This window comes from Dyella acidiphila, assembly GCF_014863405.1.
GTDB classification, from domain to species: Bacteria; Pseudomonadota; Gammaproteobacteria; order Xanthomonadales; family Rhodanobacteraceae; genus Dyella_B; species Dyella_B acidiphila.
In genome coordinates, this window is record NZ_JACZZA010000004.1 from 279,722 (window position 1) to 300,501 (window position 20,780).

20 protein-coding genes are annotated in these 20,780 nt (G+C 63.7%); 16 read left to right on the forward strand and 4 right to left on the reverse strand.

Going from position 1 to position 20,780, the window contains the following annotated elements:
- The first annotated feature begins 228 nt into the window (after positions 1 to 228).
- From IGX34_RS09540 to motB, 9 genes are all read left to right on the forward strand, one after another.
- Positions 229 to 1,353 (forward strand): slipin family protein, encoded by a 1,125-nt coding sequence (locus IGX34_RS09540; protein ID WP_192555475.1) that lies wholly within the window; start codon positions 229 to 231, stop codon positions 1,351 to 1,353.
- Between the two features lie 52 nt (positions 1,354 to 1,405).
- Positions 1,406 to 2,629: an RtcB family protein gene (locus tag IGX34_RS09545; protein WP_192555476.1), complete on the forward strand. Its 1,224-nt coding sequence runs from the start codon at positions 1,406 to 1,408 to the stop codon at positions 2,627 to 2,629.
- 90 nt (positions 2,630 to 2,719) lie between these two features.
- On the forward strand, positions 2,720 to 3,751 hold the full coding sequence (queA, locus tag IGX34_RS09550; RefSeq protein WP_192555477.1) for a tRNA preQ1(34) S-adenosylmethionine ribosyltransferase-isomerase QueA: 1,032 nt from the start codon (positions 2,720 to 2,722) through the stop codon (positions 3,749 to 3,751).
- A gap of 125 nt (positions 3,752 to 3,876) precedes the next feature.
- Positions 3,877 to 5,001: a tRNA guanosine(34) transglycosylase Tgt gene (gene tgt / locus IGX34_RS09555; RefSeq protein WP_192555478.1), complete on the forward strand. Its 1,125-nt coding sequence runs from the start codon at positions 3,877 to 3,879 to the stop codon at positions 4,999 to 5,001.
- Between the two features lie 164 nt (positions 5,002 to 5,165).
- Positions 5,166 to 5,495, forward strand: a complete 330-nt coding sequence (gene yajC / locus IGX34_RS09560; RefSeq protein WP_192555479.1) for a preprotein translocase subunit YajC — start codon at positions 5,166 to 5,168, stop codon at positions 5,493 to 5,495.
- 82 nt (positions 5,496 to 5,577) lie between these two features.
- Positions 5,578 to 7,470 carry a protein translocase subunit SecD gene (secD, locus tag IGX34_RS09565; protein WP_192555480.1) on the forward strand — a complete coding sequence of 631 codons (1,893 nt, stop codon included), beginning with the start codon at positions 5,578 to 5,580 and terminating at the stop codon, positions 7,468 to 7,470.
- Positions 7,471 to 7,481: 11 nt separating this feature from the next.
- Positions 7,482 to 8,447: a protein translocase subunit SecF gene (gene secF / locus IGX34_RS09570; protein WP_192555481.1), complete on the forward strand. Its 966-nt coding sequence runs from the start codon at positions 7,482 to 7,484 to the stop codon at positions 8,445 to 8,447.
- Between the two features lie 295 nt (positions 8,448 to 8,742).
- Positions 8,743 to 9,612, forward strand: a complete 870-nt coding sequence (motA, locus tag IGX34_RS09575; RefSeq protein ID WP_192555482.1) for a flagellar motor stator protein MotA — start codon at positions 8,743 to 8,745, stop codon at positions 9,610 to 9,612.
- Positions 9,609 to 10,568, forward strand: a complete 960-nt coding sequence (motB, locus tag IGX34_RS09580) for a flagellar motor protein MotB (RefSeq protein ID WP_192555483.1) — start codon at positions 9,609 to 9,611, stop codon at positions 10,566 to 10,568. The genes motA and motB overlap by 4 nt, the downstream gene beginning before the upstream one ends.
- Positions 10,569 to 10,683: 115 nt before the next feature.
- Here the strand turns inward: motB and murU are convergent, their stop codons facing one another.
- The 4 genes from murU to IGX34_RS09600 all read right to left on the reverse strand — a co-directional run bounded on the left by murU (position 10,684) and on the right by IGX34_RS09600 (position 14,107).
- Positions 10,684 to 11,364: an N-acetylmuramate alpha-1-phosphate uridylyltransferase MurU gene (gene murU, locus IGX34_RS09585; RefSeq protein ID WP_192555484.1), complete on the reverse strand. Its 681-nt coding sequence runs from the start codon at positions 11,362 to 11,364 to the stop codon at positions 10,684 to 10,686.
- Positions 11,361 to 12,374 carry an aminoglycoside phosphotransferase family protein gene (locus IGX34_RS09590; protein WP_192555485.1) on the reverse strand — a complete coding sequence of 338 codons (1,014 nt, stop codon included), beginning with the start codon at positions 12,372 to 12,374 and terminating at the stop codon, positions 11,361 to 11,363. The genes murU and IGX34_RS09590 overlap by 4 nt, the downstream gene beginning before the upstream one ends.
- A 76-nt stretch (positions 12,375 to 12,450) precedes the next feature.
- The gene (locus IGX34_RS09595; protein WP_192555486.1) at positions 12,451 to 13,779 is read right to left on the reverse strand and encodes an ammonium transporter; all 1,329 of its coding nucleotides are present in this window, start codon (positions 13,777 to 13,779) and stop codon (positions 12,451 to 12,453) included.
- Positions 13,769 to 14,107, reverse strand: a complete 339-nt coding sequence (locus tag IGX34_RS09600; RefSeq protein WP_192555487.1) for a P-II family nitrogen regulator — start codon at positions 14,105 to 14,107, stop codon at positions 13,769 to 13,771. The genes IGX34_RS09595 and IGX34_RS09600 overlap by 11 nt, the downstream gene beginning before the upstream one ends.
- Positions 14,108 to 14,368: 261 nt before the next feature.
- Between IGX34_RS09600 and IGX34_RS09605 the strand changes: the two genes are divergently transcribed.
- The 7 genes from IGX34_RS09605 to IGX34_RS09635 all read left to right on the forward strand — a co-directional run bounded on the left by IGX34_RS09605 (position 14,369) and on the right by IGX34_RS09635 (position 20,266).
- Positions 14,369 to 14,830, forward strand: a complete 462-nt coding sequence (locus tag IGX34_RS09605; protein WP_192555488.1) for an SUF system Fe-S cluster assembly regulator — start codon at positions 14,369 to 14,371, stop codon at positions 14,828 to 14,830.
- Positions 14,827 to 16,308, forward strand: coding sequence for a Fe-S cluster assembly protein SufB (gene sufB / locus IGX34_RS09610; RefSeq protein WP_225737343.1), 1,482 nt, complete (start codon positions 14,827 to 14,829; stop codon positions 16,306 to 16,308). Before IGX34_RS09605 ends, sufB begins: the two co-directional genes overlap by 4 nt.
- Before the next feature lie 2 nt (positions 16,309 to 16,310).
- Positions 16,311 to 16,571: a DUF4160 domain-containing protein gene (locus IGX34_RS09615; protein WP_192555489.1), complete on the forward strand. Its 261-nt coding sequence runs from the start codon at positions 16,311 to 16,313 to the stop codon at positions 16,569 to 16,571.
- A 38-nt stretch (positions 16,572 to 16,609) separates the two neighbouring features.
- Positions 16,610 to 16,861 carry a DUF2442 domain-containing protein gene (locus IGX34_RS09620; RefSeq protein ID WP_225737361.1) on the forward strand — a complete coding sequence of 84 codons (252 nt, stop codon included), beginning with the start codon at positions 16,610 to 16,612 and terminating at the stop codon, positions 16,859 to 16,861.
- Between the two features lie 89 nt (positions 16,862 to 16,950).
- Positions 16,951 to 17,700, forward strand: a complete 750-nt coding sequence (sufC, locus tag IGX34_RS09625) for a Fe-S cluster assembly ATPase SufC (protein ID WP_192555491.1) — start codon at positions 16,951 to 16,953, stop codon at positions 17,698 to 17,700.
- Positions 17,697 to 19,010 carry a Fe-S cluster assembly protein SufD gene (sufD, locus tag IGX34_RS09630; protein WP_192555492.1) on the forward strand — a complete coding sequence of 438 codons (1,314 nt, stop codon included), beginning with the start codon at positions 17,697 to 17,699 and terminating at the stop codon, positions 19,008 to 19,010. Before sufC ends, sufD begins: the two co-directional genes overlap by 4 nt.
- 8 nt (positions 19,011 to 19,018) lie before the next feature.
- Positions 19,019 to 20,266 (forward strand): cysteine desulfurase, encoded by a 1,248-nt coding sequence (locus IGX34_RS09635; protein WP_192555493.1) that lies wholly within the window; start codon positions 19,019 to 19,021, stop codon positions 20,264 to 20,266.
- The last annotated feature ends 514 nt before the right edge of the window (positions 20,267 to 20,780 follow it).

Below are 20,780 nucleotides of genomic sequence, written 5' to 3' on the forward strand. Positions count from 1 at the left end.
GCCGGCCACGCGGCGACCTCCCCGCGCAAGGCACGAACGTTCCGCCACGCATGCGTGAAGAGGTGTTTCCACCTTATTCGTTTCGATCGAGGTCCGCGCCATGCGGACACGATGATCCCGCGAGGGAGGCCGTGGTGCGCCCTGCATCACGCCACTGCACGGCAATGGTCCACCTGTGCAGGCGGCGCAAAAGACGTGGACCGCGAAGAGATTGCAAGGAGCATTCCCATGTTCTGGATCAAGCAAATCGTAATCGGCGACGGCGAGCGCGGTTTGCTGTATCGCAACCGTCGATTGCAGGATGTCCTGGATGCAGGCGTCTATCGTTACTTCGACCCGTTCAAGCGCATCAGCGTGGCGGTGCACAACATCGCGCGCCCGGAATACGCCGGCAACGATGCGGAGCTGTTGATGGGTTCGATGAACGCCAAGCTGGCCGCGCATTTTGTGCTGGCCGACGTCGCCACCGACCAGGTTGGCCTGGTGCTGAAGAACGGCAAGCTGGAGGATGTGCTGGCGCCGGGTACGCGCAAGCTGTACTGGAAGGATTTGGTGCGCATCGACGTGCGGCTGGTCTCGATGACGGCGTCGCTGGAGGTCGAGGCGGACGTGGTGGCGCGCTTGCGTCAGCTCGGTCTGCTCGCCAAGGTGGCGGTAGCGGTGGACGTGCCGGCCGAGTCGGCTGGTCTGCTGTTTGTCGATGGCAAGCTGATGCGCACGCTGGCGTCTGGTGCGCACGCGTTCTGGAGCTTCCGCAAGAACGTCAGCGCAGAGGTGATCGACTTGCGCGTGCAGTCGCTGGAGGTGTCGGGCCAGGAGCTGTTGACGCGCGACAAGGTCAGCTTGCGCGTCAACCTGGCCGCCAGCCTGCGCGTGACCGATCCGGTTGCCGCGCGTACCAAGGTCGCCAAGTACGGCGACTACCTGTATCGCGAACTGCAGTACGGACTGCGTAAGGCCGTTTCGGCCAAGACGCTGGACGAACTGCTCGGCGACAAGGCTTCGCTGGACGCCGATATCTATGCCTACGTGCACGGCCGGGTCGGCGAGCTGGGTCTGGAGGTGCTTGGCGTAGGCGTGAAGGACGTGATCCTGCCGGGCGAGATGAAGGACATCCTCAACAGTGTCGTGCAGGCGGAGAAGACGGCGCAGGCCAACGTCATCCGTCGTCGCGAGGAGGCGAACGCCACGCGTTCCCTGCTCAACACTGCCAAGCTGATTGAGGAGAGCCCGGTATTGATGCGCCTGAAGGAGCTGGAGGCCTTGGAAAAGGTCACCGAGAAGATCGACAAGCTCACCGTGTTCGGCGGCCTGGATGGCGTGCTGAACCAGTTGGTGACGTTGAAGCAATAAACACCGGCACAGCGCAGGGAAGCGTTGCGCCGGCTCAGCAAGGATGGACGAGATGAGTACAAGTTCACAGTATGAATGGCTGCACGCCGAAGGCAGCGCCACGCCGATCAAGGGCTGGGTGCATGGCGTGCCGCTGGAAGAGCAGGCGCATCGCCAGCTGCAGAACATCGCGGCGTTGCCGTTCGTTGGCCCGTGGGTGGCGGTGATGCCGGACGTGCATCTGGGCAAGGGCGCCACGGTCGGTTCGGTGGTGCCCACGCGGGGCGCGATCATCCCGGCGGCGGTAGGCGTGGACATCGGCTGCGGCATGGCCGCGGTGCGTACTACGCTGCGTGCGGGCGATCTGCCGGACAATCTCGCGCAGTTGCGTTCGAGCATCGAGCGCGGGGTGCCGGTGGGCAATGGGCGTGGCGGCGATCATTGCCGGTTGCCTGACAGCATCGGCACGCGCGTGGCCGAGTCGGGCTTGGTCGAGCGGCTGGACCTGATCAAGGCTAAACATCGCAAGATCCGCACCGACAAGCTTGCGCAGCAGCTGGGCACCCTGGGCGGCGGCAATCACTTTATCGAGGTCTGTCTGGACGAGGCGGATGCGGTATGGGTGATGCTGCACTCCGGTTCGCGCGGCACCGGCAACCTGATCGGCACGTATTTCATCGAGCGTGCGCGTGAGCAACTGGCCCAGCGGGTGCTCGGCTTTCATCTGCCGGACAAGGACCTGGCTTTCTTCATGGAAGGCGAGCCGCTGTTCGACGACTACGTGGAAGCAGTGTCCTGGGCGCAGGACTACGCGCGGCACAACCGTGAGGCGATGACGGCGCGGGTTTTGAACGAGATGCGTCATCGCCTGCCTTCGTTTCAGTTGGAGAAGATGGCCGTCAATTGCCACCACAACTATGTGCAGCGCGAAACGCATCAAGGCGAATCGTTGTTGGTCACTCGTAAGGGCGCAGTCAGCGCACGCGCGGGTGAGCTGGGGATCATTCCGGGCAGCATGGGCACGTGCAGCTATATCGTGCGTGGCAAGGGCAATCCGGACAGCTTCCACAGCTGCAGCCACGGTGCCGGCCGCGTGCTGAGCCGTACCGCGGCGCGCCAGCAGATCACGCTGGCGCAGCACCACGAGGCGACCCGCCACGTGGAATGCCGCAAGGACGCCGCGGTGATCGATGAGTCGCCGGCCGCCTATAAGTCGATCGACGCTGTGATGGCGGCGCAGACCGACTTGGTGGAAGTGGTACATACCTTGCGCCAGGTGCTGTGCGTCAAGGGTTGATGAAGTTCGGCGCCGTCCCTCGGGGCGGCGCTTTTTTATGCGGCGCCCGCTTTGGGCGATAATGGCCCATTCGACGCTGAATTCCGCTCCGTGAAGAAATCCGACTTCCATTTCGACCTGCCGCCCGAGCTGATCGCGCAAGCCCCGCTGGCCGAGCGCAGCGGCAGCCGTTTGCTGCTGCTGGATGTGCCGGGGCAGACCTGGCAGGACCGGATGTTCCGCGAATTGCCCGGATTCCTGCGCAAGGGCGATCTGCTGGTGTTCAACGATACGCGGGTGCTGCCTGCGCGCCTTTACGGCCACAAGCCCAGCGGCGGTGCGGTGGAGATCCTGATCGAGCGGGTTACCGGCACGCATGAGGCGATCGTGCAGCTGGGCGTGAGCAAGAAGCCGCGTCCCGGCACCACGATCGAGCTGGCCGATGGCAGTCATGCCACCGTGCTGGGGCGCGAGGAGAGTTTTTTCCGCTTGCGCTTCGAATCGCCCGAGCCGCTGGAGCGCCTGCTGCTGCGCCTGGGCGAAATGCCGCTGCCGCCGTATATCTCGCGGCATGCCGATGCCAGCGACATGGAGCGCTACCAGACGGTATATGCGCGCGAGCCCGGCGCGGTGGCGGCGCCTACCGCGGGGCTGCATTTCGATACCGGCTTGCTGCAGCAATTGCGCGATCAGGGCGTGGACTTCGGCTACGTCACCTTGCACGTGGGCGCGGGCACCTTCCAGCCGGTGCGCGCGGACGACCTGTCCCATCACCAGATGCATCGCGAATGGCTGAATGTCGGTGCGGGGCTGGTGGATCAGATCCACCGCACGCGCCGTGCCGGCGGACGCGTGATTGCGGTGGGCACCACGGTGGTGCGCGCGCTGGAAAGCGCCACGGTGGAAGGTGTGCTGCGGCCGTTTGCCGGCGAAACGCAGATCTTCATTTTTCCCGGCTACCACATCACCAGCATCGATGGCCTGATCACCAACTTCCACCTGCCGCAGTCGACCTTGCTGATGCTGGTGTCGGCCCTGGCGGGGCGTGACTACATGCTGGGCGCCTACGCGCATGCGGTGCAGCAGCGCTACCGGTTTTTCTCGTACGGCGACGCCATGCTGATCCTGCCGCACGGCCCGTAGGTTGGGTTAGCGCAGCGTAACCCAACAAATCTCCACCCGAGACACGCAACATTGTTGGGTTACGCTTCGCTAACCCAACCTACGGGCAGCGGGGCTTGGGGGGCGAGAAATGTCATAATTCACCGATGACCTCCATGCATTTCGACCTCCTCGCCACCGACGGCGCCGCCCGTCGTGGCCGCCTCAGCTTCGACCGCGGTACCGTGGAAACCCCGGCTTTCATGCCGGTGGGCACCTACGGCTCGGTCAAGGCCATGACGCCGCGCGACCTGCTGGAAGTGGGCGCCGAAATCATCCTGGGCAACACCTTCCACCTGTTCCTGCGGCCGGGGCTGGAGATCGTCGGCGAATTCGGCGGCCTGCACCGCTTTATCGGCTGGAACAAGCCGATCCTCACCGATTCCGGCGGCTTCCAGGTGTTCTCGCTGGCGCACAAACGCAAAATCACCGAGCAGGGCGTGACCTTCGCCTCGCCGGTGGACGGTTCCAAGGTGTTCTTGTCGCCGGAAGAATCGATGCGCATCCAGACCGTGCTCGATTCGGATATCGCGATGATCTTCGACGAGTGCACACCGTATCCGGCGACTGAAAAGGTGGCGGCCGAGTCGATGGAGCTGAGCCTGCGCTGGGCCGAGCGTTCGCGCCACGCCTTCAACGAGCAGAAGAACCCCAATGCGCTGTTCGGCATCGTGCAGGGCAGCGTCTACGAAAACTTGCGCCGGCGTTCGGCCGAAGGCCTGGTGCAGATCGGGTTCGACGGTTATGCGGTGGGCGGCCTGGCGGTGGGCGAGCCGGAGGCCGAGCGCAACCACACGCTGGATTTCACCGTGCCGCTGCTGCCGCAGGACCGCCCGCGCTATCTGATGGGCGTGGGCCGGCCGGAAGATATCGTGGAGGCGGTGCGGCGCGGCATCGACATGTTCGATTGCGTGATGCCTACCCGCAATGCGCGCAATGGCTTCCTGTTCACCAGCGAGGGCACGCTGCGCATCCGCAACGCCAAGTTCGCCAGCGATACGCGGGTGATCGAGGAAGGCTGCGCGTGCTATGCCTGCCGCAACGGCTTCAGCCGCGCCTACCTGCGCCACCTGGACCGCTGCAACGAGATTCTCGGCAGCCAGCTGGCCACCATCCACAACCTGCACCACTACCAGCAGCTGATGGCCGGCTTGCGCGAGGCTATCGCGGCAGGGCGGCTGGACGATTTCGTGACGCAGTTCTATGCCCGCCGGCAGGGCGCCCGCGACTAGGCGGAAACCCGGGCTTGGAAACATTGTCCCAAGGCCACATGGACTGGCCTTGGGGCGGATTGCCGTGCCGTGCATAGCACCGGGGCGCATGGCATAATCCAGGGTCTTTTTATTGGCTACGCGGCAAAAACTCCTGCCACGGCCACAACTTGCGGGACAAGATGATGAGCCTTTCGACGAATTTCGTGCTGGCGCAGGCCGCGCCGGGCGCTGCCGGTGGCAGCCTCTCCATGCTGATCATGATGATCGTGCTGTTCGGCCTGATGTATTTCATGATGATCCGCCCGCAGATGAAGCGGCAGAAAGAGCACCGCCAGCTGATCTCGGGCCTGGCCAAGGGCGACGAAGTGGTCAGCAACGGCGGCATCGCCGGCCGTGTGGACGATGTGGGCGAAACCTTCATCACCGTCGAAATCGCGCCTAACGTGAAGATCAAGCTGCAGAAGAGCGCAGTGCAGCAGGTGTTGCCCAAGGGCACGCTGAAGTCGTCCTGACCGTTCCGCTGGACGGACCGGTTTCCTATCACATTGACGCTATTCCGCGGCCCTGGCGCCGCGGATTTTATGGATGCAGGGCATGAGTGATTTTCCTCGCTGGAGATACTTTCTGGTCGCCGTGGTGCTGATTGCCGGCACCTTGTACGCGCTGCCTAACTTGTATATCCCCAAGCCCGCGGTGCAGGTCGCGGCGACGCATAGCGCGGCGGTAGACCAGGCCTTGCAGCAGAAGGTCACCGCGGCGCTGCAGGCAGCCAAGATTGCGTACCTGGACACCAGCCTCAAGCACGACGTCACCCACGGCGATTCGATCCTGATCGGCTTTGCCAACGGCGATCTGCAGAAGGCCGCCGCTGATGCGCTGAAACCGGTGCTGGGCGACGACTACACCGCCGCGTTCAACCTGCAGTCGACCGTGCCGGCGTGGCTCACCGCCATCGGCGGCCGCCCGATGCCGCTGGGCCTGGACTTGCAGGGCGGCGTGCGCTTCCTGATGGCGGTCGACCAGGATGACGTGGTCGACAAGCAGGAAATCCGCTACACCCAGGACATCGCCTCGCTGCTCAAGGGCAAGAAGATTTCGTTCGTATCCGTGGCGCGCGATCCCACCCGCGGCCAGGGCGTGAACGTGGTGCTGGGCTCGGCCGCCGACCGCAGCGCGGCCAGCGATGCGATCGCCACCGAATTCACCGATCTCAACGTCACCGACGGCGCCAGCACCGGCAACCGCTTCGTGCTCAATGCCTCGATCAAGCCGAACAAGCTGCGCGACCTCGCCACCGGCGCCATTCGCCAGAACCTTGCCACGCTGAACAACCGCATCAACGCGCTGGGCGTGTCCGAGCCGGTGATCCAGGCGCAGGGCGAGGATCACATCTCGGTCGAACTGGCCGGCGTGCAGGATCCGGCCGAAGCGAAGAAAGTGATCGGCGCCACCGCCACGCTGGAATACGTGGCGGGCCTGGGCGATGCGCGCGATCCGGCCGTGCAGGATGCGGTGAAGACCGGCAATGTGCCGCCCGACGCGCACCTGTACTACAACCGCGAAGGCGCACCGTTCCTGGTCAGCAAGAGCATCATCGCCACTGGCGACGAACTGGTGGATGCCTCTTCCGGCAACGACCAGCAGAGCGGTTCGCCCAGCGTGAACGTCACGCTGAACTCGGCGGGCGCCGCCAAGATGCTCGACTTCACCCGCGACAACGTCGGCAAGCCGATGGCGGTGGTGTACGTGGAAAGTACCACCGACACCAAGATCGTCGACGGCAAGGAAGTGCGTACGCCCAAGACCACCTACCAGGTGATCAACTACGCCACCATCAACGGCGTCTTCAGCAACAAGTTCCAGACCACCGGCCTGGGCAGCGCGAAGGAAGCCTCCGAGCTGGCCCTGCTGCTGAAGGGTGGTTCGCTGGCCGCGCGCATGGACATCATCTCCGAAGGCGTGATCGGCCCCAGCCTCGGCCAGGACAACATCGACAAGGGCCTGAAGGCGGTGATGCTGGGCCTGGGCCTGGTGCTGCTCGCCGCTGCCATCTACTACAAGCTGTTCGGCCTGGTGGCCGATATCGCGCTGTTCTTCAACCTGGTGATCCTGGTGGCAGTGATGTCGATGGTCGGCGTCACGCTGACCATGCCGGGCATCGCCGGTATCGTGCTGACGCTGGGCATGGCGATCGACGCCAACGTGCTGATCTGCGAACGCGTACGCGAAGAATTGCGCAACGGCTCGACTCCGCTGGCGGCGATCCGCGCCGGTTATGAAAAAGCCTGGGCCACCATTCTCGACGCCAACGTCACCCACCTGATCGCCGCGCTGGCGCTGACCACGATGGGCTCCGGCCCGATCAAGGGCTTCGGCGTGACGCTGCTGATCGGCATCCTGACCTCGATGTTCACCTCGGTCACGGTGACCCACGCGATCACGGCACTGATCCATCACGGCCGCAAGCTCAAGACGCTGTCGGTGTAACGGGGAACGACATGGAAATTTTCAATCACAACAGCAATATCCACTTCCTCGGCATCCGCAAGTTCACCGTCGGCCTGGCCGTGCTGCTGATGGTGGCCTCGGTTGCGCTGCTGGGCACGCGCGGGCTGAACTACGCGCTGGATTTCACTGGCGGCATCAGCGCCGAAGTGGCCTACGACAATCCGGTGTCGATCGAAGACGTGCGCACCGCGCTGGACAAGGGCGGCATCCAGAACGCGGTGGTGCAGAGCATGGGCGGCACGCGCAGCGTGCTGATCCGCTTCCAGACCAAGGACGATACGCACTACACGCAGCCGGCCGGTCCGTCGCTCAACCTCGACCTGATCGCCAGCGACGTCGCCAAGGCCCTGCAGGCGCCGCGTCCCGATGCCAAGATCGCCAGCCGCAGCTATGTGAGCCCGCAGGTGGGCGAACAGCTGCGCAGCGACGGCGTGACCGCGGCGATCTTCGTGATCATCGGCATCGGCGTGTATCTGTGGATCCGCTTCGAGCGCCGCTTTGCGTTTGCCGCGCTGGCCACCGAAGTGCACGACGTGCTGGTAACCCTGGGCGTGATCTCGCTGGTGCAACGCGAATTCGACCTTACCGTGCTGGCCTCGGTGCTGGCGGTGATCGGCTACTCGATCAACGACAAGGTGGTGGTGTTCGACCGTATTCGCGAACTGTTCCGTTCCTCGCGCAAGGCTGAGCCGGAAGAAGTGCTCAACCGCTCGATCAACAGCACGCTGTCGCGAACCATCATCACCTCGCTGTTCACCAGCATCGCGATGGCCGCGCTGTATTTCTTCGGCGGCCCGTCGGTGCACGGTTTTGCGATCACCATGCTGATCGGCATCCTGGTCGGCACGCTGTCCTCGATTTTCGTGGCCAGCCCGATCCTGCTGTGGCTGGGCGTGTCGAAGAAGGATCTGATGCCGGTGACCAAGGAAAATCCGGAACTGGCGCGCCGCCCGTAAGCGCGGTTCACTTTTGTGTATGCAAACGGCCCGGTTATCCGGGCCGTTTTGTTTTGCATTTGCTGCGAGCAAAGCAAGCAGGCCGTCGCCGGAATGACGATCGGGCAATCACCGCGTGATGGGAGAGGCGGATCCGCAGCGCAGCGTGTGCCGCTGTGCGTTCGAAAAGTGACGCTGCGCGTCACCTGAAATTTCAAACATTCACCTGCCAACGCGTTATCACTTTTTCGCCTCAATTTCGCCGCCGCCCGGTCGATAAGCCTGACTAGGACATAGTGTCCTGCCTGGAGCGCACATGCTTGTCCTGATCGGTTCCGTCGTCGTGCTCGGCTGCGTGTTCGGCGGCTACATCCTGGCGCACGGCCATATTCTTGCGCTGTGGCAGCCATGCGAGCTGCTGATCATCGGCGGCGGTTCGGTCGGCGCGTTTCTATCGGCCAACTCGTCGAAGATCGTGAAAGAGGCGTTCAGCAATATGGTGGCCCTGTTCAAGGGGCCCAAATACCGCAAGCAGGATTACGTGGATCTGCTCGCGCTGCTGTACGACATCTTCGGCGTGGTCCGCAAACAAGGTTTGCTGGGACTGGAATCGCATATCGAAGATCCGCAATCGAGCCCGGTGTTCAGCGCCTATCCGCGCCTGGTGAAAGAGCACAACCTGATCGAATTCATCACCGACTGCCTGCGCCTGATGGTCGGCGGCAACATGAATCCGCACGAACTGGAACAGCTGCTGGAAGTGGAGCTGGAAACGCACCAGCACGAAGCGGAAGCACCGGCGATGGCGGTCACCAAGATGGCCGATGCCTTGCCCGGTTTCGGCATTGTTGCGGCCGTGCTTGGTATCGTTACCACCATGTCGCAGCTCGGCGGCGATACCTCGCAGATCGGCGAACACATCGCGGGTGCGCTGGTCGGCACCTTCCTCGGCATCCTGCTTTGCTACGGCTTTGTCGGCCCGCTGGGTGCGGCGATGGAAGCGCGCGTGCATGAAGACGGCCGCGCCTTCGAGTGCGTGAAGGTGGCGCTACTGGCCAATCTGCGCGGCTACAACCCCAAGGTGGCGGTGGAGTTCGCGCGCAAGACGCTGTCGCCCAAGGCGCGCCCGAACTTCCAGGATTTCGAAGAACATCTTAAAGGCAGTCGCGCCGGGGCCCCGGCGTGAGCGAGCAAGGCGAAGAACAGCTGATCATCGTCCGTCGCGGCCGGCGCCAGAAGCACGGCCATCACGGCGGTGCTTGGAAGGTGGCCTACGCCGACTTCGTTACCGCGATGATGGCGTTCTTCCTGGTGATGTGGCTGATCGGCGTGGGCACCAAGCAACAGCGCGCCGCGATCGCCGAGTACTTCAAGAATCCGAGCATGGTGCAAGGCAACGCCACCATGGCGCCGCCCGGCAAGATGGGCCCCGGCGGCGCCAGCGACAGCGCGATCAAGCTCGGCGGTGCGATGGATATTCCGCACGGCCCCGGCAAGGATCTGCGCGCTTCCCGCAGTGCTGCACCGGATGTGGAAAAGCTCGCGCGCGAACAGGAAAAGGCGCGGCTGGAAAACCTGATGCAGCAGCTGCATGCGGCGATCGAGAAAAGCCAGGCGCTGGCGCCGTTCAAGGATCAGCTGCTGCTCGATATTACGCCCGAAGGCCTGCGCATCCAGATCGTCGACAAGCAGAACCGGCCGATGTTCGATACCGGCAGCGCCACGCTGGAACCCTATACGGTTGCGATCCTGCATGAGCTGGCGAGTTTCATCGGCCAGGCGCCGAACAAGATCAGCATTTCCGGCCACACCGACGATGCGCCGTACAGCGGCGAACACGGCTATAGCAACTGGGAGCTGTCGGCCGATCGCGCCAATGCAGCGCGGCGTGCGTTGCTGGATGGCGGCCTGGTCGAGGATAAGATTGCGCGCGTGGTCGGCCTGGCGGCCTCGGTGCCGTTCGACAAAGTCGTTCCCAGCGATCCGATCAACCGCCGCATCAGCATCATCCTGATGACCAAGCAGGCGCAGGATGCGGCGCTATCGCAGGAGGAGGCACAGGCAGCGCCGATTCCGGCACCCACCAGCAATATCGTGCCGGCCGCAGTGGTGATGGCAACCGCAACACCCAAAACGCCGTAACAATTGCCGTGCACGTAGGTTGGGTTAGCGCAGCGTAACCCAACGATCTATCTTCGAAGCGACATCGTTGGATTACCCCGAATCAAGTCCGGCGCAACCCACCCCCCCCGCGGCGCTACGTATTGAGCGAAGCCAGCCGCTCCGGCGTACCCACATCGGTCCACGCACCGCCATGATGGCTGCCGGTAACAGCACCACGCCCCATCGCCGCCTCCAGCAGCGGCCGGATCTTGAACCGCGGCGGCTTGCCTTCGGCCTGCACCAGCGACGCCCATCCATCCAGAAACTCGCGGCGATACACGCCGATCCCGCTGTAGGTAAGCCGCTGGTCGCCGCGGTCATGCAGCAGCCCATGCTCGTCCAGCGCAAAATCGCCCTGCGGATGATGCGGCTGGTTATCCACCATCAGCAGATGCGCAACGCCTGTCGGCTCGGCCGGCAGGGTGGCGAAATCGGCATCCGTCCATACATCGCCGCTCACCACGATAAACGGCTCCGGCCCCAGCAGCGGCAGCGCATTGAGCATGCCGCCACCGGTTTCCAGCGGAGCAGGGCCTTCATAGGCGTAGCGGATGCGCAGGCCCCAGCGCGAGCCGTCGCCGAGCGCCTCGGGAAACTGATCGGCCAGGTGCGAGGTATTGATGGCGACGTAGTGCACACCGATCGCCGCCAACTTTTCCAGATGCCATACGATCAGCGATTTGCCGCGCACCATCAGCAGCGGCTTGGGCGTGTGCTCGGTGAGCGGACGCATGCGCTCGCCCAGGCCGGCGGCAAAGATCAGGGCATGCCTCATGCCGGCGTGACCTGGGTGAGGTCGCGGCCGTGCGCATGCCGTTCGAGCAACGCGACAAAATCGGCCAGCTCAGGATAGCTGCGCGCCACCGACACCACGTAGTGATACACGCGCGGCACGTCGGCGAGATAACCGGGTTTGCCGTCGCGATACCACAGCCGGTAGAACTGGCCGAGTACGCGCACATGCCGATGCAGCCCGGTCAGGTCGAACCAGCGCAGGAATGATTTGCTATCGATGTCCGCGCCGATCAGCTGCGCATCGAGCAGCTTGCACCGGTAGCTTTCCACCCACGCCTCCACCTGCGCGCGCGGCCAGGCGATATAGCCATCGCGCAACAGCGAGGCCAGGTCGTAGGTGATGGGGCCGGCGAGCGCGCCCTGGAAATCGATGACGCCGGGCGAGTTCGCATCGACGATCAGCAGATTGCGGCTATGGAAATCGCGGTGCACGAAACAGCGCGGCTGCTCCAGTGCATTGCGCACGATCACGTCGAAGGCCGCCTCCAGCACCTGCTGTTCGGCACCATCGGGCCGATGCTCGAGATGCCGGCCCAGGAACCATTCCGGCATGATCTCCAGGCCGCCGATCAGCACCTTGCGGTCGAACGGCGGCAGGTCGGCATAGTCCATCAGGCGTTGCATCTGCAGCAGCGCATGCATCGCATCGCCGTACAGCGCGTCGGCCGTGTCCGGATTCAAGGCCGGCAGATACAGCTGCGTGCCCAGGTCTTCGATCAGCAAGAAACCTTGTTCGAGATCCTGGTCGTATACCGCTGGCACATGCAGTCCGGCCGCCGCCAATTCACGGCCGATCTTCAGCCATGGGCGCGGATCTTCTTTGGCGGGCGGCGAATCCATCACGATCCAGCTGCGACCGTGGTGATGGGCACGCCAATAACTGCGAAAGCTCGCATCCGCGGAGGCGGATTCGAGCGTCAGCGACGGATTGGCTAGCGCCTTGCGCGCCCAGGCGAGGCGGGCGGCAGCGCGGTCGGAAGAGTGATCCATGCAGGCATTCGTGGTTGGTACCGCGAAAGCTTAGAGCCTAATTCCCTCCCCTGCATGCAGGGGAGGGCGGGAATCATCAGGACAGGTTGTACGCCCGCTCCTCATGCTCGGCGATATCCAGCCCGATCTGTTCCTGCTCCGGCGTCACGCGCAAGCCCATGGTCACATCCACCAGCTTCAGGATCGCCCAGCTCAGCAGCCCGCTCCACACGATGGTGAAGCCCACGCCCTTGCACTGGATCCACAGCTGCGCCAGCGGCGAGGTGACCGCAGCATCGAAACCACCCAGCTTCGGTGCGGCAAATACGCCGGTAAGCAGGGCGCCGATAATGCCGGCGATGGCATGCACGCCGAACACATCCAGGGTGTCGTCATAACCCAGCTTGTGCTTCAGCCGCGTGGCGGTGAAGAAGCACACCGCGCCGGCCACGAAGCCAATAATCAAGGCGCCACCCGGGCCGGCCGTGCCGGCGGCCGGGGTTACCGCGACCAGGCCGGCCACCGCGCCGGACGCAATGCCCAGCACGCTGGCGCGCTTGTGCATCATCCATTCCACCGCTACCCAGCCGATCGCCGCGGCCGCGGTAGCGATCTGCGTGACCAGCATGGCCATGCCGGCGCTGCCGTTGGCGGCCACCGCCGAGCCCGCGTTGAAGCCGAACCAGCCCAGCCACAACAGGCTTGCGCCGATCACCGTATAGCCGAGGTTGTGCGGCGGCATATGCGTATGTGGATACCCGCGGCGCTTGCCCAGCACCAGGCATGCCACCAGGCCGGCGATACCGGCATTGATATGCACCACCGTGCCGCCGGCAAAATCGAGCACGCCCAGATCGCCCAGCAGCGAGCCCGGGCCGCTCCACACCATATGCGCGATCGGCAGATACACGAAGGTCAGCCACAACCCGGAAAACACCAGCATCGCGCTGAACTTCATGCGCTCGGCGAAGGCGCCGATGATCAGCACCGGCGTGATGATGGCGAAGGTGAGCTGGAACATCACGAACACACTTTCCGGCACCGTCTGGTACAGCGTGGTGGGCGTCAGGCCCGCCAGCATGGTGCGATCCAGTGCGCCGACAAACGAATGCCAGTTGGTAACGCCCGCCTGCATGCCTTGCGTGCTGAATGCCGCCGAATAGCCGTACACCATCCACAGCACCGTCACCAGCGAGGTGATCGCCATGCATTGCATCATCACCGACAGCAGGTTCTTCGACCGCACCATGCCGCCGTAGAACAGCGCCGCACCGGGAATGGTCATCATCAACACGAAGGCGCTGGCCACGATCATCCAGGCCGTGTCCCCGCTGTTGAGTACGGGCGGCGGCGCGCTTTGCGCAAAGGCGGCGGGGGCAAACAGCAGCGTTGCCGCCAGCAGCATGGTGCGTGCATCACAACGCATCGGCATCCACCTCCTGCGTGCGAATGCGGATCACCTGTTCCAGCTCGCTCACAAAAATCTTGCCGTCGCCCACCTTGCCGGTACGCGCCGCGCGTGTAATCGCCTCGACCGCCAGCTCGACCTGCTCATCGCTTACCGCCAGCTCGATCTTCAGCTTGGGCAGGAAATCCACCACGTACTCCGCCCCGCGGTACAGCTCGGTATGCCCGCGCTGCCGGCCGAAGCCTTTGACCTCGGTCACGGTCATGCCCTGCACCCCGGCCTCGCCGAGTGCCTCGCGCACATCGTCCAGGGTGAAGGGTTTGATGATCGCGGTGATCCATTTCATGCGCGGAGTTTCCCGAGAGGACGTTTTGTTGCATGACAGCAGATTGCGTGCCAGCCTGTAGGTGCGCCGGAGAAATGGCGGTTTCAAGCCATTTTCCCGGTGCCGGACGGGCTGGGGTGGCTTGCGATAAAGGCCGATTTGGTGCGCTTAATGGGCCAAATTGGTGCAATGAAAATGGGCTTGGCACCGGCCTCCGGATTGACCTGCGGGCACCTAATCAGTACCATTTTGGTCTGAATTAAGCCGCTGCCCTCATTCCCCATGTTTCGAGTCAGCCGACTGACGGACTACGCCACCGTGGTGATGACCTGCATCGCCGCGCACCCCGATGACGTCCTCAGCACCGCGCAGATCGCCGAGGAAACCCGCCTGGAACTGCCCACCGTCAGCAAGCTGCTGAAGTCGCTGGGGCATGCCGGGCTGGTGGAATCCTTCCGCGGCGTCAACGGCGGCTACCGCCTGGCGCGCCCGGCGCAGGAGATCAGCATGGCCGCCATCGTGGAAGCGATGGAGGGGCCGCTGGGCATGACCGAATGCAGCATGAGCGATGGCCATTGCGAGCGCGAATCGCAATGCGGCGTACGCAGCAGCTGGCAGCACATCAACCACGTACTGGACCACGCGCTGCGCGCGATGAGCCTGGCCGACATGCTGCGCCCCGCCGCGCGCGCGCCGGCCGGCAGTCCCGTGCAAACCGAATTGAAAGGCAGGATCGCACCATGACCATCGAGAGCAGGACCGCCGAAACCGATCGCCCCGCCGTGCTGCGCGACAACGCCGAAGTGGCCGCCGCGCTCGGTCGGCGCTACGACGCCGGTTTCGTCACCGACATCGAAACCGACAGCCTGCCGCCGGGCCTGTCCGAAGACATCGTGCGCCAGCTCTCCGCGCTCAAAGGCGAACCGGAGTGGATGACCGAGTGGCGCCTGAAGGCATATCGCCATTGGCTCACCATGCCCGCACCGCACTGGGCCAAGCTCAATATCGGCGCGATCGATTTCCAGGCGATCAGCTACTACGCCTCGCCGAAGAATCGCCCCAAATCGCTGGACGAAGTCGATCCGAAGCTGCTGGAAACCTACGACAAGCTGGGCGTGCCGCTGCACGAGCGCGCCAAGCTGGCAGGCGTGGCAGTGGATGCGGTGTTCGATTCCGTGTCCGTCGGCACCACCTTCCGCAAGGAGCTGGCCGAGGCCGGCGTGATCTTCTGCTCGATGAGCGAAGCGATCAAGGAGCACCCGGAGCTGGTGCAGAAATACCTCGGCAGCGTGGTGCCGGTAGGCGACAACTACTTCGCCGCGTTGAACTCGGCGGTGTTCTCCGACGGCTCCTTCGTGTTCATTCCCAAGGGCGTGCGCTGCCCGATGGAACTGTCCACCTATTTCCGCATCAACGCCGGCCATACCGGTCAGTTCGAACGCACCTTGATCATCGCCGAAGAAGGCGCCTACGTTTCCTACCTGGAAGGCTGCACCGCGCCGATGCGCGATGAAAACCAGCTGCACGCCGCGGTGGTGGAGCTGGTGGCGCTGGAACAGGCCAACATCAAATATTCCACGGTGCAGAACTGGTATCCGGGCGACGAAGAGGGCCGCGGCGGCATCTACAACTTCGTCACCAAGCGCGGCGATTGCCGCGGCGACGATTCGAAGATCTCCTGGACCCAGGTGGAAACCGGCTCCGCCATCACCTGGAAGTACCCCAGCTGCGTGCTGCGCGGCGACCGCTCGGTGGGCGAGTTCTACTCGGTGGCGCTGACCCATCATCGCCAGCAGGCCGATACCGGCACCAAGATGATCCATATCGGCAAGGGCACCAAGTCCAAGATCGTGTCCAAGGGCATCAGCGCCGGCCGCAGCTCCAACAGCTATCGCGGCCTGGTGAAGGTGGAGAAGGGCGCCGAGGGCGCGCGCAACTACACCCAGTGCGATTCGCTGCTGATCGGCAAGAAGTGCGGCGCGCACACCTTCCCGTACATGGAAGTGAAAAACCCCAGCGCCATCATCGAGCACGAGGCCACCACCTCCAAGATCTCCGATGATCAGCTGTTCTATTGCCTCTCGCGCGGCATCAGCGAAGAAGACGCGGTGTCGATGATCGTCGACGGCTTCTGCAAGCAGGTGTTCCGCGAGCTGCCGATGGAGTTTGCGGTGGAGGCGAAGAAGTTGCTGGAAGTGTCGCTGGAAGGTGCGGTGGGCTAAGGATGCCAACGATAAGCAGTTTCTACGGCATCTTGATCCGCATGTATTTCGCAGATCATGCGCCGCCACATTTTCGTGCGATTTATGGTGAGACAGAAGTTTTAATCGACATTCGTACGCTGGAAATCATTGAGGGCGAATTACCGCGCCGCGCAATGGCCTTTGTACTTGAATGGGCGGCAATGCATCGCGCCGAATTGCAGAAGGACTGGGATCTATGTGCAGCACGCAAGTCTCCACATCCGATCGAGCCGCTGGATTGAACGCTGCTCCGCCATGGCGTGTGCTGCAGGTGCAGCCCATGCCGGGTTGCCGGCTCAGCGTGCAATTTCAGGACGGTACAAGCGGCGAAGTCGACATGTCCGCCCTGGTCCAGGGCGATCGGGCCGGCATATTTGCCGTGTTGCGCGATGTGGCGGTTTTCAATGCGGTCCATGTTGAATTTGGTGCAGTGGCATGGCCAGGTGATGTCGATTTGGCGCCGGATGCATTGCATGCGGCGATAAAGATGAACGGGCAATGCGTACTCTCGCCGGATGGCTTGTTCGGATAACGGCAGCCACTGGCGCGTCTCAAGCAAAATATTGATCGTGATCATTGCAACGCGGCACGGCTACGGCTGGTGACGCAACAGGAAACAACATGCTGAAGATCGAAAACCTGCATGCCCGCGTCGAGGGCAAGGACATCCTCAAGGGGCTCAGCCTCACCGTAAATCCGGGTGAGGTGCACGCCATCATGGGGCCGAACGGCGCCGGCAAATCGACGCTGGGCAATGTGCTGTCCGGACGCGATGGCTATGAAGTCACCGAAGGCTCCGTGATCTTCGAAGGGCGCGACCTGCTGGCGCTGGAGCCGGAAGAGCGCGCCGCTGCGGGCGTGTTCCTGGCCTTCCAGTACCCGGTGGAAATCCCCGGCGTGAACAACACCTATTTCCTGCGCGCCGCGCTCAATGCACAGCGCAAGCAGCGCGGCGAGCCGGAGCTCGATTCCATGCAGTTCCTCAAGCTGGTGCGCGAGAAGCTGAAGATCATGCAGATCTCCGACGAGCTGCTGCACCGTGCCGTCAACGAAGGCTTCTCCGGCGGCGAAAAGAAGCGCAACGAGATCTTCCAGATGGCAGTGCTGGAGCCGAAGCTGGCGATTCTCGACGAAACCGACTCGGGCCTGGATATCGACGCGCTCAAGCAGGTGGCGCAGGGTGTAAACGCGCTGCGTTCGGCCGAGCGCTCGTTCCTGATGATCACCCACTACCAGCGCCTGCTCGACTACGTCGAACCGGATTTCGTGCACGTGCTGGCCGACGGCCGCATTGTGGAAAGCGGCGACAAGACGCTGGCGCTGAAGCTGGAAGAGCACGGTTACGCCTGGCTGTCCGAGGCCAATGCATGAGCCAGTCGCCCGCAAGCCTGCCTTTTATTGACGGTCTGCGCGACGCCGCCGGCCTGCGCCTGCCCGGCAGCGGGCTGGCGTGGCTGGATGCGGCGCGGCGCGAAAATCTCGAAGCGTTTATCGCGGCCGGTCTGCCCGATACGCGTACCGAAGCGTGGAAATACACTGCGCTGCGCGCACTGGGCCAACGCCGCTTTGCGCTGGGCGATGCCGCGGCGGCAAGCCACAGCATCGACACGCACGCGCTGAAACTTCCCGGCGTGGATGGTCCGCGCCTGGTGTTTGTCAACGGCGTCTTCCGCGCGGACCTGTCGCGCCTCGAAACATTGCCGCCCGGTCTCACCTTGCAGCCGTTGTCGCAGGCACTGGAAAGCGATCCCGAGCCGCTGCGCTTCGCGCTCAGCCGCCACTACCGCGAAACCGGCGACGCTTTTGCACGCCTCAACGCAGCTCTGGCCGGCGACGGCACCGTGCTGCGCGTGGCGGCGGGTGCGCGGATCGCCAAGCCGGTGCATATCTGCTTTGTCGGCACAGCTGCGCAAGGCGATGTGGCCTGGCATGTGCGCAACGTGATCGAGCTGGGCGAGGGCGCCAAGCTCGACCTGATCGAACACCATCTGAGCAGCGCACCGCACAAGCACCTGGGTACCCTGGCCAGCGACATCGTGCTGCAGAATGGTGCCCAGCTGCAGCATGTGCTGCTGCAGAACGCAGGCGAAGACAGCAGCCTGATCCGCCGCGGCAGCTTGCACCTAGGTGCAAGGTCGCAGGCGGCGCTGCATGTGCTCGAACTCGGCGGTGCGCTGGTGCGCCACGATCTGCATGCCGAATTGCGCGGTGACGAAGCGCGCCTCGACACGCGCGGCGTATTCGTACTGCGCGGGCGCCAACATATCGATACACAGCTGTCGATCCGCCACCAGGCCTTGAACACCGCCTCGGAGTCGATCTGGCGCGGCGTGGCCGACGAGCGTTCGCGTGGCGTGTTCCGCGGCGCGATCGTGGTGGCCGAAGGTGCGGATGGCGCCGACGCCAGCCTCAGCAACAAGAACCTGCTGCTGTCTGCGCTGGCCGAGATCGATACCAAGCCGGAGCTGGAAATCTACGCCGACGAAGTGAAAGCCGCGCACGGCGCCACCGTGGGCCAGCTCGACGAGCGCGCGCTGTTCTACCTGCGCTCGCGCGGCCTGCCGCAGGCCGAAGCGCGCGCGCTGCTTACCGCTGCGTTCTGCCGTGCGGTATTCGCCACGCTGCCCAACGAAACCCTGCGCGACCATTTCTCCGACGCGCTGCTTGCGCATCTGCCCTGAACAACGCCATGAACGCCAAGCCCAGCTCATCTACTCTCGATTTCGATGTGCAGCGCGTGCGCGCGGATTTTCCGCTGCTGTCGCGCACCGTGCACGGCAAGCCGCTGGTGTATTTCGACAACGCCAACACCAGCCAGAAGCCGTTGTCGGTGATCGAGACGGTGGATCGCCACTATCGCGAACACAACGCGAACGTGGCGCGCGCCGTGCATCAGCTGGGCGAAGAGGCTACGGCAGCGTATGAAGGTGCGCGCGACAAGCTCGCCACGCTGATCAATGCCGGCTCGCGCAACGAAGTGGTGCTCACCTCCGGCACCACCCAGTCGATGAACCTGGTGGCCTACAGCTACGCGCTGCCACGCCTGCAGCCGGGCGACAGCATCCTCACCACGGTGATGGAGCATCACGCCAATATCGTGCCATGGCAGCTGGTGGCGACGCGCAGCGGCGCCACGGTGAAAGCGGCGCCGATCGATGAGCGCGGCGAGCTGATCGTGGAGAAGTTTTTCGAGATGCTGACGCCGGAAGTGAAGCTGGCTTGCGTCACGCATGTGTCCAACGTGCTGGGCACGGTCAATCCGGTGCGCGAGATTGCGCGCGAATGCCGCCGTCGCGGGATTCCGCTGGTGGTGGATGGATCGCAGGCGGTGCCGCATCGGCCGGTCGATGTGCAGGCGCTGGGTTGCGATTTCTACGCGATCACCGGGCACAAGATGTTGGCGCCTACCGGCACCGGTGCGTTGTGGGCGCGGCGTGAGCATCTGCAGGCGATGCCGCCGTTTTTCGGTGGTGGCGAGATGATTCGCGAAGTGCGCTTCGATGGAACGACGTTCGCTGAGCCGCCGCATAAGTTTGAGGCCGGAACGCCGAATATTGCCGGTTTTGCGGGTGTTGGCGCGGCGATCGATTATGTCCAGTCGCTAGGGTATGACGCGATTCGTGCGTGGGAGCATGCGTTGCTTGGCTACGCTACTGAGCGCCTGCGTGAGATTCCTGGTTTGCGCATTGTGGGTGAGGCGGCTGACAAGGAGCCGGTGATTTCCTTCCTGCTGGAGGGGGCGCAGGCTACGGATCTGGCGACGTTGCTGGATCTGGAAGGTGTTGCGGTGCGGTCGGGGCATCATTGTGCGCATCCGCTGATGCAGTTTTTTGGGGTGCCGGCTACGTTGCGGGCGTCGTTGGCGTTCTACAACACGCGTGAGGAGATTGACGCGTTTGTGGCGGCGCTGTTGAAGGTGCGTAAGTTGTTGCTCTGATTGCGCGTAGCGCTTCGCCGCTCTGCCGTGTAGTCGGGTAGGTTGGGTTACCCCGAACTTGCTCCGGGGGCAACCCAACGAATATCTGTTCCTTCGGCCTGATTTTGCACGTCGCGTCGATCTGCTCCCTCCCCTGCTTGGCAGGGGAGGGCTGGGGTGGGGTTGCCCGCGCTTGCCCCAACACCCATCGCACCGCGATGCAGCCAAGTAGGTTGGGTTAGCGCAGCGTAACCCAACGGATGTCTGTTCCTTTGGCCTTAGGGGGCATGTCGCCAGTTTGGGAGATTGCCTGCGGCGCTTTCGGCCCCTGCGGGCCCGAGTCACTTTTCTTTGCGTGCCCAAAGAAAAGTAACCCAAAGAAAGGGCACCCCAGGGGAGCGCTTGATGGGCATCCATGCCCATCAAGTGCGTGAAGGGTGGGAGGGGCTTTTCGACAGCACATCCTGTGCTGACGAAAAGGCATGGGCATCCGTGCCCATGCCCCCTGCGGGGCCTTGTCCTCCCACCCTTCACC